Below are 15,022 nucleotides of genomic sequence, written 5' to 3' on the forward strand. Positions count from 1 at the left end.
CACCGATGCGCATCGCGTACGTGTGCAAGCGCCGCTACATGAGCAAGGACGTGGTCCTGGACCGCTACGCGCGCGTGTACGAAATCCCCGCCAAGCTCGCCGCGCACGGCCACCAGGTCGAAGCGTGGTGCCTGAGTTACCGCAAGGAAGCGCAGGAAGGCACGTGGACGCATGAAGCCGCGCCGGGCTCGCTCGTCTGGCATTCCGAGATGATGTCGCCCGCATATCCGTGGCGGTTGCTGCGCGCGTTGCGCGCGTTCAAGCCGGACATCATCTTCGCGGGCACCGACATCCCGCATGTCGCGCTCGGCGCGTGGTTGAAGCGCAAGCTGCGCGTGCCGCTCATCGTCGACCTGTACGACAACTTCGAAGGATTCGGGCAGGCGAAGATCCCCGGCTTCGTGTCGCTGCTGCGCCGCTCGACGCGACAGGCCGATCTCGTGCTGACGACGAGCGAGCCGCTGCGCGAGTTGATCGTCGAGGAGTACCGCGTGAAGGGCGAGGTCATCGCGATGCCGAGCACCATCGACCGCGCCGTGTTCCATCCGCGCGATCGCGCCGCATGTCGCGAAGCGTTGGGCTTGCCGCAGGACGCGTTGCTCGTCGGCACGGCGGGCGGGCTCAATCGCGAGAAGGGCATCGAGGCCTTGTACGCCGCGTGGGCGATCCTCGAGCAACGCATGCCGAACGTGCACCTGGTGCTCGCCGGTCCGCACGGATTTCCGCCGCCGACGGGCCCGCGCGTGCATTCGCTCGGTCCGTTGCCGCACGAGCGCGTCGCGCAGGTATTCGGTGCGCTCGACGTCGGCGCGATCTGCATCCTCGACACCGAGTTCGGGCGCTACTGCTTCCCGCAGAAGGCGTACGAGATGCTGGCGTGCGACCTGCCGGTCGTCGTGGGGGATGTCGGCGCGATGCACCATCTTTTTGCGCAGACGCCCGAGTTCCTTTATCGCGCGGGCGATGCGGCGGACTTGGCCGACAAGCTGGAAGCGCAGTTGCGCAATGCGCAGCGGGCGAACGTACCGATCAAGGATTGGGACCAGGTGATCGCCGAAATCGAACCGGCGATGCGCCGCCTCGTCAGCGGCTGAAGCGGTAGATCAGCGTCGGGATCAGCGGCGAGAGCGCGCGCCACACGCCATCGGGCACGGCGGCGACGCACTTGCGCACGATCCCGCGCGTGCCCTCGATCGCGAGCATCGCGCGCAGGGCTTCGACGCCGACGTTGCGCGCCTGCAATCCTGCTTCGGCGAACAGGCCTTCGATGCCTGGCTGCGTGAGCAGTTCGCAGTCGTACGCCTCGCCCTTCTTCATCGCGCGCACGTAGGGGCTGCGCCACGCGTGCGGCAGCCAACTGAGGAAGGGAAGCTTGAAGTGCGGTTCCATCACGCCCCAGCGGTTCGGGACGGCGAGGTAGCCGCGGCCATCCGGTGCGAGCACGCGGCGGCATTCGTGCAGATGGTGCAACTGGTCTGCGTGTTCGCCGACATGTTCGATGACGTGGTTGGTGATCACCACGTCGAAGGCGTCATCGCCGAACGGCAACGCCGTGCCTTCGACGCGCTGCCACGTGTAACCGTCCTTCACCATGCGCAGGTCGACGACGTCGACCGACGTGACGTCGCATCGGATCGTCGGATGCGTGCCGAGGAAGTGCGCGATGCCGCCGCTGCCGGTCCCGACTTCGAGCACGCGCCAGGGCGTGTCGCGCGGCGAGAGCGCCAACAGGCGCAGGATCTTTTCCGCCTTCGGGCGGCGCGAAGCCAGGTCCGGCGCGATGTGGGGCTGGCGCACGGTGGTCGTCATGCGCGGCGGCCTTCGATGCAATGTGCGATGAGGTGGCCGTAGGCCCGCGCGATGTGTTCCCAGTCCACGCGCGACGCGGCGATGGCGCGGATCGATTCGGCGCGGCGCGCGAGCGTCGCAGGATCGTCGAGCGCGGCGATGACGGCATTCGCAAGCGCCGCCGGATCGCGCGGGTCCACGCACACTTCGGATTTCATCTCGCTGAGCAGATCGTCGACGCCGGCGACATCGCCGACGACGACGGGGCACCCGCAGCCGATGGCTTCCATCAGCACGACCGGCAGGCCTTCCTGGTCGCCGGCGTCGTCGCGCACGAACGGCGCGACCAACAACGTCGACGCGCGATACAACGCGGGCAGGCGGTCCTGCGGCATCGCGCCGAGGAAGCGCACGTGCTGCGACACGCCCAGGCGCTCGGCCTGCGCGCGCAGCGCCGCCTCTTCGGGGCCGAAGCCTGCGATGTCGAGGCGCACGTTGGGGCGCGCGCGCACGATGGCGGGCATCGCGTCGAGCAGGAAGTTGAAGCCTTTCTTCGGCACGAGGCGGCCGACGGCGAGCAGCACGTCGGATTCGCGCGTGACGGACGGGTCCGGTACGAAGCGTTCGCGCAGGTCGACGCCCATCGGCAGGATGTCCAGGCGCGGCGGCGACAGGCCGATGCGGCGCGCTTCGGCGGCCATCGCGGAACTGACGACGGTCATCGCGGCGCTGGACTGCGCGACGTCGCGCTTCATCGACGTCAGGACGTTGCCGCGCAGGCCGAACAGATCGCCGCCATGCGAGGTCACCAGATACGGCACCTCGCGCGTGGCCGCGCGCGCGACCCAGCCTTGCGGAATCAGCCAGTGCGCGTGGATCGCATCGATGCGCCGCGTGCGCAGCAGCTTCTTCACCGCGAGCCACTGCATGCCGACGAACGTGGGCAGCAGCAGGTACTTCCACTTCGAGCGCCGCAGGTTGGCCGCGATGCCGCCGCCGTAGACGAGCGTTTCGAGCCTGGCCGGCGCGTAGCGATAGCGGATGACTTCGACGCCGTCGATGTCGCCCGACAACGCGCCCTGCGCATGCGGGACCAGCGCGATCACGTGGAAGCGCGCGACCAGCCGCTTGCACAGCTGGTGCACGAACCCGGGTTCGACATCGCCTTCCCAGCGGGGGTACGTCGAGGCGAGGACCAGAACGGTGGGCTTGCCCGAAGCGTGCCTGCGCGAGTCAGTCATCGCGGCGATAGGTCAGCGCCGTGATCTGCTCCGACACCAGGCCGATCAGGAAGACCACCACCGCCGCGGAAATCAGCAGCGCGCTCATGTTGGTGAAGCGGCCGTACTTGGCGAAGCTCCACGCGTAATACAGCACGCCCAGCACGCCGAACCCCAGCGCCGTGGGTGCGAAGAGCTTGAGCGGCGAATACAGGGTGGCAATGCGGAAGATGATGATGAGGAAGCGCGCGCCGTCGCGCAGCGGGCGGATGTGCGAACGGCCGATGCGGCGCGCCACGTCGATCGGCACGTACGCCACCGGGTAGGCGCTGCGGAAGAACGCCATCGTGCTGGTGGTGGGGTAGCTGAAGCCGTTGGGCAGCAGGTGCAGGAATTCGCGGAAGCGCTCGGCGCGCACGGCGCGGAAGCCCGAGGTGAGGTCGGCGATGCGGTGGCCCGTCATCCAGCTGGCCAGCCGGTTGTACAGGGCGTTGGCCGCGCCACGGCCCACGTTGGCCTGGCCGCCGGCGTTGCGGGCGCCCACGGCCATGTCGTAGCCCGCCTCCAGCCGTTCGAGCAGCCGGTGGATGTCGTCGGCGCTGTGCTGGCCGTCGGCGTCCATGAAGACCAGGACCTCGCCGGAGGCCGCGCGGGCGCCGCGCTTGATGGCCGCGCCGTTGCCCATCGAGTAGGGGGACGACAGCACGCGCACCCCATGCTCGGTGGCCACGGCCGCCGTGTCGTCCGTGGACCCGTCGTCCACGACGATGACTTCGGCTTCCGGATAGGCCGCCCGCAGGCCGGGCAGGGTCTGCCGCAGCCCGTTGGCTTCGTTCTTTGCCGGAAGGATGATGGAAATTCGCATGGCCGCTCCGCTGACCTGTACAGGTTAACAGCGGCACCAAGGGCCGGAATAGCGACGGCCATCCGTTGTGTGATTCGGGGTTTGCGGTATCTTCGACATCAGTACTGGGGGAAAGACATGGCTACCGTTGCGACCGCCAACCTGGTGGGGATCACCGGCATTGCCCGGCGACTCGTCATGGACGGTGCGCTGGACGAGGCCCGTGCCCGCGAGGCGATGGACCAGGCCACCCGCGAGCGCAAGCCGCTGGCGCTGTTCATGGCCGAAAAGAAGCTGGTCACCTCCGCCCAGTTGGCCGCGGCCAACTCGGCCGAGTTCGGCATGCCCATCTTCGACGTCAGCTCGCTGGATCCCAACCAGTCGGCCATCAAGCTGGTCAGCGAGGAGCTGGTGCGCAAGCACGGCGCGCTCCCGCTGTTCAAGCGCGGCAGCCGCCTGTTCGTGGGCCTGTCGGATCCCACCAACAGCCACGCGCTGGACGAGATCAAGTTCCACACCAACCTGGCGGTCGAGCCGATCCTCGTCGACGACGACAAGATCCGCCGCACCATCGACCAGTGGCTCGAAAACGCCGACGCGCTCGCCGACGAAATGAACGACGGCGAGGGCCTCGAGAACCTCGAGACCACCGGCGGCGACGATGACTTCAACAGCGACTCGGGCGTCGAAGCCAAGGGCGACGACACGCCGGTCGTGAAGTTCATCAACAAGGTCCTGGTGGACGCCATCCGTCGCGGCGCGTCGGACATCCACTTCGAGCCTTACGAAACCGAATACCGCGTGCGCCTGCGCATCGACGGCCTGCTCAAGCAGGTCGCCAAGGTCCCGGTGAAGCTGCACTCGCGCATCGCCGCCCGCCTGAAGGTCATGTCGCAGCTGGACATCGCCGAAAAGCGCGTCCCGCAGGACGGCCGCATCAAGCTCAACCTCTCCAAGTCCAAGCAGATCGACTTCCGCGTCAGCACCCTGCCCTCGCTGTTCGGCGAGAAGGTCGTGCTGCGTATCCTCGACGGCGGCGCCGCCAAGCTCGGCATCGACAAGCTGGGTTACGAGGAAGACCAGAAGAAGCTCTTCCTGGACGCGGTGCAGAAGCCCTACGGCATGGTGCTCGTCACCGGCCCCACCGGCTCGGGCAAGACGGTGTCGCTGTACACCGCGCTCAACATCCTCAACGACGAGACGCGCAACATCTCCACCGTCGAGGACCCGGTCGAAATCCGCGTGCCCGGCATCAACCAGGTGCAGATGAACGTCAAGCGCGGCATGACCTTCGCCGCCGCGCTGCGCTCGTTCCTCCGACAGGACCCGGACGTGATCATGGTCGGCGAAATCCGCGACCTGGAAACCGCCGAAATCGGCATCAAGGCCGCGCAGACGGGCCACATGGTGCTCTCCACGCTCCACACCAACGACGCGCCGCAGACCATCGCGCGCCTGATGAACATGGGCGTGGCGCCGTACAACATCACCTCGTCGGTCACGCTGGTCATCGCGCAGCGCCTCGCGCGCCGCCTGCACGACTGCAAGCGCGAGGTGCATTACCCGGACCACGCGCTGCTCGCCGAAGGCTTCAGCGCCGACGAGATCCACGCCGGCTTCAAGGTGTACGAGGCCGTCGGCTGCCCGGATTGCACGGAAGGCTACAAGGGCCGTACCGGCATCTACCAGGTCATGCCGATGACCGAGGAGATCCAGGACATCATCCTGTCCGGCGGCAACGTGATGCAGATCGGCGAGGCGGCGCAGCGTTCCAACGTGCGCGACCTTCGCCAGTCGGCCTTGATGAAAGTGCGCAACGGCGTGACCAGCCTCGCGGAAATCAACCGCGTGACGAAAGACTAATCAGATAGGGATCGGGGGTACGCCGAATGGCCGTGACCAAGAACGCAGCACGCTCCGCCGCCAAGCAACCGGTCGCTCGTCGCCCGGACGCCATGCCCACCTTCGTGTGGGAAGGCAACGACAAGCGCGGCGTGAAGATGAAGGGCGAGATGGCGGCGCGCAACGCCAACCTGGTGCGCGCCGAACTGCGCAAGCAGGGGCTCACCCCCACCGTCGTCAAGCCGAAGACCAAGCCGTTGTTCGGCGGCAGCGGTTCGCGCGTCACGCCGAAGGACATCGCCGTCTTCAGCCGCCAGATCGCGACCATGCTCAAGTCGGGCGTGCCCATCGTGACCTCGATGGAAATCATCGGCGGCGGCCAGAAGAACCCGCGGATGCGCGACCTGGTCAACACCATCCGCTCGGACATCGAGAGCGGTTCGTCGCTGTCGGAGTCGCTGTCCAAGCACCCGGTGCAGTTCGACGAGCTCTACCGCAACCTGGTGAAAGCCGGTGAATCGGCGGGCGTGCTGGACACCGTGCTCGACACGGTGGCCACGTACAAGGAAAACATCGAAGCGCTGAAGGGCAAGATCAAGAAGGCGATGTTCTACCCGGCGATGGTCGTCGCGGTGGCGTTGCTGGTCAGCGCGATCCTGCTGGTCTTCGTGGTGCCGCAGTTCAAGGACGTCTTCGCCAACTTCGGCGCGGAGCTGCCGGCCTTCACGATGCTGGTGATCAACCTCTCCGAGTTCATGGTCAAGTGGTGGTGGGCCATCGCGATCGTGATCGCAGGCGGTGGCATCGCCTTCGTCATGATCAAGAAACGCTCGGTCGCCTTCTCGCACTTCCTCGACCGGCTGATCCTCAAGCTGCCGGTCGTCGGCAAGATCATGCACGAGGCGGCGCTGGCGCGGTTCGCGCGCACCCTCGCGGTGACCTTCGCCGCCGGCGTGCCGCTGGTCGAAGCCCTGGACACCGTCGCCGGCGCCACGGGCAACACGGTGTACGAGAAGGCGGTCAACCGCATCCGCGACGACGTGGCCGTGGGTTACCAGGTCAACGTCGCGATGAAGCAGACCAACCTCTTCCCGCACATGGTGGTGCAGATGACCGCGATCGGCGAAGAAGCCGGCGCGCTCGACACCATGCTGTACAAGGTGGCCGAGTTCTACGAGATGGAGGTCAACAACGCGGTCGACGCGCTGGCCTCGCTGCTCGAACCGATCATCGTCGTCATGCTCGGTGTCATCGTCGGCTCCATGGTCGTCGCCATGTACCTGCCGATCTTCAAGCTCGCCTCGGTCGTCTGACCTGAATGGCGTTCCTTGACCAGAACCCCGGCCTCGGCTTTCCCGCCGCGGCCGCGTTCGGGCTCGCGCTCGGCAGCTTCCTAAACGTCGTCATCCTGCGCCTCCCGCGCCGGCTGGAATGGCAATGGCGGCGCGATAGTCGCGAGATCCTCGGCGAGCCGGAGGAGTACGATCCGCCGCCGCCGGGCATCGTCGTCGAGCCCTCGCACTGCCCGCATTGCAAGCACAAGCTCAGCTGGTACGAGAACATCCCGCTCGTCAGCTGGCTGATCCAGGGCGGCAAGTGCCGCCATTGCCGCGCGCCCATCTCCGCCCAGTACCCCATCGTCGAAGCCCTGACGATGCTGCTGGTGCTCGCGTGCGTGTGGCAGTACGGCTTCGGCTGGCGCGGGTTCGGGGCGGTGTTGTTCACCTGCTTCCTCGTCGCGCTCGCGGGCATCGACCTGCGCACGCGCCTGTTGCCCGACCAACTCACCTTGCCGCTGCTGTGGCTCGGGTTGATCGCCAGCGTCGAGAACCTCTTCATCGGGCAGAAGGCCGCGCTGCTGGGCGTCATGGCCGGCTACTTCTCGCTCTGGTCGGTGTACTGGGTGTTCAAGCAGCTCACCGGCAAGGAAGGCATGGGGCACGGCGACTTCAAGTTGCTCGCGGCCATCGGCGCCTGGGTGGGGCTCAAGGGCATCCTGCCGACCATCCTGCTGTCCTCGATCGTCGGCGCGATCATCGGTTCGGCGTGGCTGGCCGCGAAAGGCCGCGACCGCGCGACCCCGATTCCCTTCGGCCCATATCTCGCCATCGCCGGCTGGATCGCGTTCTTCTGGAGCGACAAGCTGGTCGATGCCTACCTGTCGTTGTTCGGCCTGAAGTAAGCGCGATGCGTGCGATCGGCCTTACCGGCGGGGTCGCTTCGGGCAAGAGCGCGGTGGCTGCGCGGTTCGCGGCGCTCGGGATCGCGGTCATCGATGCGGATCTCGCTGCACGCGAGGCGGTCGCACCCGGGCAGCCTGCGTTGGCGGAGATCGCCGACACGTTCGGCGCCGATGTCCTGCAGGCCGATGGGCAACTCGATCGCGCGGCGTTGCGCCGCCATGTCTTCGGCGACGACGATGCGCGCCGGCGGCTCGAGGCGATCCTGCATCCCCGCATCCGCGTGATGCTCCATGACGACGCCCTCCGCGCGCCCGGTCCCTACTGCATCGTCGCGATTCCCCTGCTCACCGAAGGCGGCGGCCGCATGGTGTATCCGTGGCTCGAGCGCATCCTGGTGGTCGACGTGCATCGCGACGTGCAGGTCGCGCGCGTGATGCGTCGCGATGGCATCGATTCGGTGCTGGCCGAACGGATGCTCGCCGCGCAGGCGAGCCGCCAGGCGCGGTTGGCGATCGCGGACGATGTGATCGTCAACGATGGCGCAGAATCGGATCTCGATGCACTGGTTGCGGCGCTGGATCGGCGGTATCGGAACGGGGCACCGCCCGCTTCAACCCCATAGCGCGCGTATCGCCGCGATGCCTTGCGCACCGTTTGCGCGCGCGATCGCGATGTCGTCGACCGTCATGCCGCCGATGGCGTAGATCGGCAGCGCGACGTCCTCGCGCAAGCGTGCGAAGCCGTCCCAACCGATGGGCGTTTCGCCCGGATGCGTCGGCGTGTCCGCCACCGGGCCGAGCACGGCGAAGTCGCACCCGATCGCCTGGGCGCGTTGCAGGTCTGCGAGCGTGTGGCACGAGGCCGCGACGCGTTGGTCTTTCGGAAACGGACGCGCGTCGAGTTCCGCCAACTGTTCCGCGCGCAGGTGCACGCCCGCATCCATCGCTCGCGCGAGCGCGAGATCGCCGTTGATCAACACGTCCGCGCCGTGCCGGCGGCACGCATCCACCGCCGCTTCCACCAGGCGCGCCCATCGCGCAGGCGGGCAATGCGGCGCGCGCAACTGCACGCGGCGCACCCCTTTGACGAGCGCGGCTTCGAGCCATTCCAGCCACGCGGCATCGGACCCATTCGGCGCGGGCGTGACGAGATAACGATCCGGTTGCAGGAGCGCGGCGACGACGGGGATGTCGGCCGGCGGCATCGCGTAAGTGGCGAGCGTATGCGGCGGCGCCCACACCAGCGCCTGCCCTTCGTGGCCTTTCACCGTGCCGCGCCACGCGGCGATCTGGCGCACGTCCAGGCGCAAGCGCTTGTGCGGGTAACGCTGCGGCACCGCGATCAGCGGCGCGCCGCAGTCGACGGTGATACCGAGTTCTTCGTGGAGTTCGCGGGCCAGCGCCGCTTCGGGCGTCTCGCCGGGTTCGCGCTTGCCGCCCGGGAATTCCCAAAGGCCGGCGAGATCCCGGCCTTCGGTGCGGCGCGCGAGCAGGATGCGGCCGGTCTTGTCGCGGATGACGCCGGCGACGACTTCGACCGGCGGGCCGGCGACCTCGCTCACATCAGGCGAGCTGGCCGTGGCAGTGCTTGTACTTCTTGCCGCTGCCGCACGGGCAGGGATCGTTGCGGCCGACGCGGTCGGTGCGGCCCGGCGGGAGCAGTTCGAGCGACGGCATGCCGTCGGCCTGCGCCTGCGCGGCTTCTTCGTCCGCGCCGTAGCCGCCCGTTTCCGGATGCTTGAACTGCATCTGCCGTGCCATCGCTTCGGCGCGCGCGCGTTCGGCGGCTTCGGCCTGCGCGATCTCTTCTTCGCTGCGGATGCGCACGCGCGCAAGCAACGAAACGACTTCGCGCTTCACCTTCTCCAGCATCTCGCCGAACAGCTCGAAGGCTTCCTTCTTGTATTCCTGCTTCGGCTGCTTCTGCGCGTAACCGCGCAGGTGGATGCCCTGGCGCAGGTAATCCATGCGGCCGAGGTGTTCCTTCCAGTTCTGGTCGAGCACGTTGAGCATGATGTGCTTTTCCAGCATGCGCATGTTCTCGGCGCCGATGGCGGCTTCCTTCTCCGAGAACAGCGCGGCCAGGCGACGCTGGACTTCCTCGGCGATGCCTTCGGCGTCGATTTCCGTGCGCTCGGCGACGTGCCTGGCCATGCCGGGCACGAGGTTGAACTCGTTGTTGAGTTCCGCGTCCAGGCCCTGCAGGTCCCACTGCTCGTCGATCGAATTGGGCGGTACGAAGCGCGCGACCAGTTCGGCCACGACGTCCTCGCGGATGCCGGCGACGTTCTCTTCCACGCTGTCGGCGTCGAGCAGCTCGTCGCGCTGCTGGTAGATCACCTTGCGCTGGTCGTTGTTGACGTCGTCGAAGTCGAGGAGGTTCTTGCGGATGTCGAAGTTGTGGGCTTCGACCTTGCGCTGCGCGTTGGCGATCTGCTTGGTCACCAGCGGGCTTTCGATGATGTCGTCTTCCTTCAGCCCCATGCGCGCCATGATGCGCTGCACCCAGTCGGCCGCGAAGATGCGCATCAGGTTGTCTTCGAGCGAGAGGTAGAAGCGCGAGGAACCCGGGTCGCCCTGGCGGCCGGAGCGGCCGCGCAGCTGGTTGTCGATGCGGCGCGATTCGTGGCGTTCGGTGCCCACGATGTGCAGGCCACCGGCGGCCTTCACCGCGTCGTGGCGCTGCTGCCAGGCTTCGCGCACGCGGGCCTTGTCGGCGTCCGGGGCCTCTTCGCCCAGCGCCTGGAGTTCGGCTTCCAGCGAACCGCCGAGCACGATGTCGGTGCCGCGGCCGGCCATGTTGGTGGCGATGGTCACCGCGCCGGGACGCCCGGCGTTGGCGACGATGTGCGCTTCGCGTTCGTGCTGCTTGGCGTTGAGCACTTCGTGCGCGACGCCGGAGGCCTGGAGTTGTTCGGACAGCAGCTCGGAGACTTCGATCGACGTGGTGCCGACGAGCACCGGCTGGCCCTTCGCGTGGCACTCCTGGATTTCCTTCACCACGGCGCGGTACTTGCCGGCGCGGTTGAGGAACACCAGGTCGGAATGATCCTTGCGGACCATCGGGCGGTGCGTCGGGATGACGATGACTTCCAGGCCGTAGATGTTCTGGAATTCGTAGGCTTCGGTGTCCGCCGTGCCGGTCATGCCCGAGAGCTTGCCGTACATGCGGAACAGGTTCTGGAAGGTGATCGAGGCGAGCGTCTGGTTCTCGCGCTGCACCGGCACGCGTTCCTTCGCTTCCACCGCCTGGTGGAGGCCGTCGGACCAGCGGCGGCCCGGCAGCGTGCGGCCGGTGAACTCGTCGACGATGACGACTTCGCCGTCGCGCACGATGTAGTCGACGTCGCGCTGGTAGATCGCATGCGCGCGCAGCGCGGCATTGAGGTGGTGCACGACGTGGATGTTCTGCGCGCCGTACAGCGCGTCGTCGTCGCCCTTCAGCACGCCTGCGGCGCGCAGCAGTTCCTCCACGTGCTCCATGCCCGCTTCGGACAGGTGGACCTGCTTGCCCTTCTCGTCGACGAAGAAGTCGCCTTCGCCTTCTTCCTCTTTCTGGCGCGTCAGCTGCGGGACGATGGCGTCGACCGCGGCGTAGAGGTCCTGCGATTCGTCGGCGGGGCCGGAGATGATCAGCGGCGTGCGCGCTTCGTCGATGAGGATCGAGTCGACTTCGTCGACGATGGCGTAGTGCAGGCCGCGCTGGTAACGGTCTTCCTTCGCCAGCGCCATGTTGTCGCGCAGGTAGTCGAAGCCGAATTCGTTGTTGGTGCCGTAGGTGATGTCGGCGGCGTACGCGGCGTGCTTGTCCGAATGCGGCATGCCCGGGTAGACCACGCCGACCGACAGGCCGAGCCAGTTGTACAGCTTGCCCATCCAGCCCGAGTCGCGACGGGCGAGGTAATCGTTGACCGTCACCACGTGCACGCCCTTGCCTTCGAGCGCGTTGAGGTAGGTCGGCAACGTCGCGACGAGCGTCTTGCCTTCGCCCGTGCGCATTTCGGCGATCTTGCCCAGGTGCAGCACCATGCCGCCGATCAGCTGCACGTCGTAATGGCGCATGCCCATCACGCGGCGCGAGGCTTCGCGGCAGACGGCGAAGGCTTCGGGGAGGATCTTGTCGAGCGATTCGCCCTTCGCGATGCGGTCCCTGAACTCCGGCGTCTTGGCCTGGAGTTCGGTATCCGACAGCGCCTGCATCTGCGGTTCGAGCGCGTTGATCTTCTTGACGATGCCCCCGAGCTGGCCGAGCAGGCGTTCGTTACGGCTGCCGAAGACGCGGGTGAGCAAGCTGTTGAGCATCGTGGGACACCAGATCCGAATGAGTGGGCCGGTGCGCCTGTCCGGCGGCACGCGGCAAATAAAAAAGGGCGCGGGGCGCCCTTTGTACGGCAACGCGGCATTGTAGCTGGGGTCCGCCGCCGCGCCTATCAAGCCCGGCATGTGACCGGGCTTGGGCTTGCGAGTTCCCCGCCCGTGATCAGCCGCGCGTGGCGGCGCGGTTGCCGGTCTGGCCCAGGAACTTGCGCGGGTTCACGACGCGGCCGCTTTCCCACACCTCGAAGTGCACGTGGGCGCCGGTGGAACGGCCGGTGGAGCCGGCCTTCGCGATCTGCTGCCCGGCGCGGACGAGATCCCCGACGCGGCCCAGCAGGCGCGAGTTGTGCGCGTAACGCGTGACGTAGCCGTTGCCGTGGTCGATCTCGACGACGTTGCCGTAACCCGAGCGCACGCCGGAGAAGCTCACGACGCCGTCGGCGACGGCCAGGACGGGATCGCCGACCTTCGCCTTGAAATCGATGCCCTTGTGGAACTGGTGACCGCCGACGATCGGGTCGGCGCGGCCGCCGAAGCCGGAGGTGATGTAGCTGTTGGCGATCGGATCGCGCGAGGGGACCGCGTTGCGATCGAGCTCGCGGTTGAACAGCAGCGCTTCCATCACCGAGAGCTGCTGGCCCGAAGCCGCATATTCCTTCTCGAGCGAGGTCAGCTCACGGGAGAGCTCATCGCGCGGCATGTCGCGGACGGGGCCGGGACCACCGGTCGGGACCGGTTGTTCGAAATCGAACTCGCCGTCTTCCAGCTGGCCGGCGCGCGTCAGGCGCTCGCCGAGGGCGTTGAGGCGGTTGGCCTGCGCCTGGAGTTCGCCCAGGCGGGCGGCGAGCGCATTGATCTCGCGCTGCGACGTCGCGCGCGTGGAGGCGAGTTCGGCTTCCTGCTTCTCGACCTTGGCCTGCAGGTGGGCGTTGTAGCCGCCCGCGATGCCCACGGAGGCGCCGAGGCCCAACACGAGGCCGGAAGCGAGGAGAATGCCGGCGGCGACACCCGGACGGCGCTGCGCGTTGTCCGCGATGCGCTCGACCAGGCCCGTCGGCTGGCGATGTCGATTGTTCAGAACGATCTTGAAGCTCATGTCTATGTCGGATCCCAAGTCCAGCAAGCCGAAGCCTGCACGCGCAAATCGAAGCGCGGGTCCGCAAGCGCCCATGGAGGCGTTGCTCGCGGACGTCGCCTTCGATCCCCTGCGCCGTGCCTTATGGCTTGACGCGCTGGATCAGCGGTTGCGCCCTTCCCTGCCCCCTGCACTCGCCCCCCATGCAAGGGTGGCGAACGTCGACGGCGGCAGGCTCGTCTACGTCGTGGATGCACCGGTGTGGCGGGCCAAACTGCGCCTGCACGCACAAGACATCCTCGACGCGGCCCGATCCCTCGGGCTCGATGCGACCGAGTTGGTCGTCAAAACGACGACCCACCCATTCCAGCCGCCGGAGCGGACGGAACGAAAAGCCACACCGATGTCGGCGGCTGCAAAAGAAGCGTTGCAGGCCGCGCTGGCGTCCCTCGTGGATCCCAAGAACACGGGTTCCAAAGACTCCTGACTCTGGCCGATCCACCTTCCCAAGTACGTTTGCGCGGGAGGCCCGATTCGGCTCGGAGGGGATGCTACCCCGCCTTTTGCCCCTGATTCGCTAACGAATCATTTTGATTTCGTTAAGGACCCGTTAAACCGACCAATCCGATTCACAGATCGTGCACGCAGATGACCACGCGGTCGGATCGGGGTGAGGGACGGCGTGAGGATGGCCCGAGGGGCCGACGGCCGGTCAGGCGATGGCGGGGTTGCCGTAGACGACGGGCGCTGCGGCCGGGTCGTCGAAGGTCACTTCGTCCCAGGCCGAGGCATCGGCCAGGAGAGCGCGGACCAGCTTGTTGTTGAGCGCGTGGCCGGACTTGAAGCCCTCGAACGCGCCGATGATCGGCCGGCCGGCAAGGTAGAGGTCCCCCACCGCGTCGAGGATCTTGTGCCGCACGAATTCGTCCGCGTAGCGCAGGCCGTCGTCGTTGAGCACGCGGAACTCATCCAGCACGATCGCGTTGTCCATCGAACCGCCGAGGCCCAGGTTGCGCTCGCGCATGAACTCCAGGTCGCGCATGAACCCGAAGGTGCGCGCGCGGCTCACTTCCTTGACGTAGGAGGTGGTGGAGAAGTCGACCTCCGCGCGCGACTGCGCGGCGGGAATGGCCGGATGGTCGAAGACCACGGTGAAGCCGATGCGGAAGCCGTCGTAGGGTTCGAAACGCGCGACCTTGTCTCCGTCGCGCACTTCCACGGTCTTGCGGATGCGCATGAAGCGCTTGGGCGCCGATTGCTCGGAAATCCCCGCCGATTGCAGCAGGAACACGAACGGGCCCGCGGAGCCGTCCATGATCGGCACTTCCGGCGCCGAAAGGTCGACATACGCATTGTCGATGCCCAGGCCCGCGAAGGCCGACATCAGGTGTTCGATGGTCATGACCTTGCCGCCATTCGACGACAGGCCGGTGCACAGCATCGTCTCGGTGACGAGGCCCGCGTCCGCGGGGATCTCCACGACCGGATCCAGATCGACGCGCCGGAAACGGATGCCCGTGTCGACGGCGGCCGGGCGCAGCGTGAGATAGACCTTCTCTCCGCTGTGCAGGCCCACGCCGGTCGCGCGGATCACGTTCTTGAGGGTGCGTTGGGGCAGCATCGTCTGCGTGCGATTCGGCTCTTCTGACCTCTGTGCGAGGCGGGGGAATTCAGGACGACCTGCGCCAGCTGGCGCAGCGGCCGCAAAGGGTACCACGCAGGCCCCTGAACGCTCGGGCAAAGCGTGGACGGAG

At 67.2% G+C, this 15,022-nt stretch carries 13 protein-coding genes; 6 read left to right on the plus strand and 7 right to left on the minus strand.

Going from position 1 to position 15,022, the window contains the following annotated elements:
- The first annotated feature begins 5 nt into the window (after window positions 1–5).
- The gene (locus LF41_RS10650) at window positions 6–1,094 is read left to right on the plus strand and encodes a glycosyltransferase family 4 protein (protein WP_036169382.1); all 1,089 of its coding nucleotides are present in this window, start codon (window positions 6–8) and stop codon (window positions 1,092–1,094) included.
- Here LF41_RS10650 and LF41_RS10655 read toward each other — a convergent pair.
- Genes LF41_RS10655 through LF41_RS10665 form a run of 3 tightly spaced genes read right to left on the minus strand, consistent with a single transcriptional unit; the run spans window position 1,084 to window position 3,873 of the window.
- Entirely contained in the window at window positions 1,084–1,809 is a 726-nt protein-coding gene (locus LF41_RS10655; protein WP_036169384.1) for a class I SAM-dependent methyltransferase, read from the minus strand. The two genes, LF41_RS10650 and LF41_RS10655, sit on opposite strands and share 11 nt — an antisense overlap.
- On the minus strand, window positions 1,806–3,029 hold the full coding sequence (locus tag LF41_RS10660) for a glycosyltransferase (protein WP_036169387.1): 1,224 nt from the start codon (window positions 3,027–3,029) through the stop codon (window positions 1,806–1,808). Before LF41_RS10660 ends, LF41_RS10655 begins: the two co-directional genes overlap by 4 nt.
- A complete protein-coding gene (locus tag LF41_RS10665) occupies window positions 3,022–3,873 on the minus strand; it encodes a glycosyltransferase family 2 protein (RefSeq protein WP_036169389.1) in 852 nt (283 codons plus the stop codon). Before LF41_RS10665 ends, LF41_RS10660 begins: the two co-directional genes overlap by 8 nt.
- Window positions 3,874–3,990: 117 nt before the next feature.
- Here LF41_RS10665 and pilB point away from each other — a divergent pair, with 117 nt between their 5' ends.
- From pilB to coaE, 4 genes are read left to right on the plus strand one after another with little or no spacing between them, the layout of a single operon-like run.
- Window positions 3,991–5,715 carry a type IV-A pilus assembly ATPase PilB gene (gene pilB, locus LF41_RS10670; protein ID WP_084073547.1) on the plus strand — a complete coding sequence of 575 codons (1,725 nt, stop codon included), beginning with the start codon at window positions 3,991–3,993 and terminating at the stop codon, window positions 5,713–5,715.
- Between the two features lie 26 nt (window positions 5,716–5,741).
- Entirely contained in the window at window positions 5,742–7,007 is a 1,266-nt protein-coding gene (locus LF41_RS10675) for a type II secretion system F family protein (RefSeq protein ID WP_036169392.1), read from the plus strand.
- 5 nt (window positions 7,008–7,012) lie between these two features.
- Window positions 7,013–7,876: a prepilin peptidase gene (locus LF41_RS10680; protein WP_036169394.1), complete on the plus strand. Its 864-nt coding sequence runs from the start codon at window positions 7,013–7,015 to the stop codon at window positions 7,874–7,876.
- 5 nt (window positions 7,877–7,881) lie between these two features.
- Window positions 7,882–8,499: a dephospho-CoA kinase gene (gene coaE / locus LF41_RS10685; protein ID WP_036169396.1), complete on the plus strand. Its 618-nt coding sequence runs from the start codon at window positions 7,882–7,884 to the stop codon at window positions 8,497–8,499.
- On the opposite strand, the gene LF41_RS10690 is transcribed toward coaE, so the two are convergent.
- The 3 genes from LF41_RS10690 to LF41_RS10700 form a co-directional block, all read right to left on the minus strand.
- Entirely contained in the window at window positions 8,488–9,438 is a 951-nt protein-coding gene (locus LF41_RS10690) for a Nudix family hydrolase (RefSeq protein ID WP_036169398.1), read from the minus strand. The genes coaE and LF41_RS10690 overlap by 12 nt on opposite strands.
- Before the next feature lies 1 nt (window position 9,439).
- A complete protein-coding gene (gene secA, locus LF41_RS10695) occupies window positions 9,440–12,178 on the minus strand; it encodes a preprotein translocase subunit SecA (RefSeq protein ID WP_036169401.1) in 2,739 nt (912 codons plus the stop codon).
- A 178-nt stretch (window positions 12,179–12,356) separates the two neighbouring features.
- Window positions 12,357–13,289, minus strand: a complete 933-nt coding sequence (locus LF41_RS10700; RefSeq protein ID WP_036169403.1) for a M23 family metallopeptidase — start codon at window positions 13,287–13,289, stop codon at window positions 12,357–12,359.
- 4 nt (window positions 13,290–13,293) lie between these two features.
- On the opposite strand from LF41_RS10700, the gene LF41_RS10705 reads away from it, so the two are divergent.
- Window positions 13,294–13,755 (plus strand): DciA family protein, encoded by a 462-nt coding sequence (locus tag LF41_RS10705; RefSeq protein ID WP_036169541.1) that lies wholly within the window; start codon window positions 13,294–13,296, stop codon window positions 13,753–13,755.
- Between the two features lie 225 nt (window positions 13,756–13,980).
- On the opposite strand, the gene lpxC is transcribed toward LF41_RS10705, so the two are convergent.
- Complete coding sequence (gene lpxC, locus LF41_RS10710) at window positions 13,981–14,889, minus strand: UDP-3-O-acyl-N-acetylglucosamine deacetylase (protein WP_036169406.1); 909 nt, start codon at window positions 14,887–14,889, stop codon at window positions 13,981–13,983.
- Window positions 14,890–15,022: the final 133 nt, after the last annotated feature.

The organism is Lysobacter dokdonensis DS-58 (assembly GCF_000770795.1).
Lineage (GTDB): Bacteria > Pseudomonadota > Gammaproteobacteria > Xanthomonadales > Xanthomonadaceae > Noviluteimonas > Noviluteimonas dokdonensis.

Bases quoted from the DNA above. Each gene is read 5' to 3' on its own strand.
- LF41_RS10650 (WP_036169382.1), top strand. From the start codon at position 6: ATGCGCATCGCGTACGTGTGCAAGCGCCGCTACATGAGCAAGGACGTG.
- LF41_RS10655 (WP_036169384.1), bottom strand. From the start codon at position 1,809: ATGACGACCACCGTGCGCCAGCCCCACATCGCGCCGGACCTGGCTTCG.
- LF41_RS10660 (WP_036169387.1), bottom strand. From the start codon at position 3,029: ATGACTGACTCGCGCAGGCACGCTTCGGGCAAGCCCACCGTTCTGGTC.
- LF41_RS10665 (WP_036169389.1), bottom strand. From the start codon at position 3,873: ATGCGAATTTCCATCATCCTTCCGGCAAAGAACGAAGCCAACGGGCTG.
- pilB (WP_084073547.1), top strand. From the start codon at position 3,991: ATGGCTACCGTTGCGACCGCCAACCTGGTGGGGATCACCGGCATTGCC.
- LF41_RS10675 (WP_036169392.1), top strand. From the start codon at position 5,742: ATGGCCGTGACCAAGAACGCAGCACGCTCCGCCGCCAAGCAACCGGTC.
- LF41_RS10680 (WP_036169394.1), top strand. From the start codon at position 7,013: ATGGCGTTCCTTGACCAGAACCCCGGCCTCGGCTTTCCCGCCGCGGCC.
- coaE (WP_036169396.1), top strand. From the start codon at position 7,882: ATGCGTGCGATCGGCCTTACCGGCGGGGTCGCTTCGGGCAAGAGCGCG.
- secA (WP_036169401.1), bottom strand. From the start codon at position 12,178: ATGCTCAACAGCTTGCTCACCCGCGTCTTCGGCAGCCGTAACGAACGC.
- LF41_RS10700 (WP_036169403.1), bottom strand. From the start codon at position 13,289: ATGAGCTTCAAGATCGTTCTGAACAATCGACATCGCCAGCCGACGGGC.
- LF41_RS10705 (WP_036169541.1), top strand. From the start codon at position 13,294: ATGTCGGATCCCAAGTCCAGCAAGCCGAAGCCTGCACGCGCAAATCGA.
- lpxC (WP_036169406.1), bottom strand. From the start codon at position 14,889: ATGCTGCCCCAACGCACCCTCAAGAACGTGATCCGCGCGACCGGCGTG.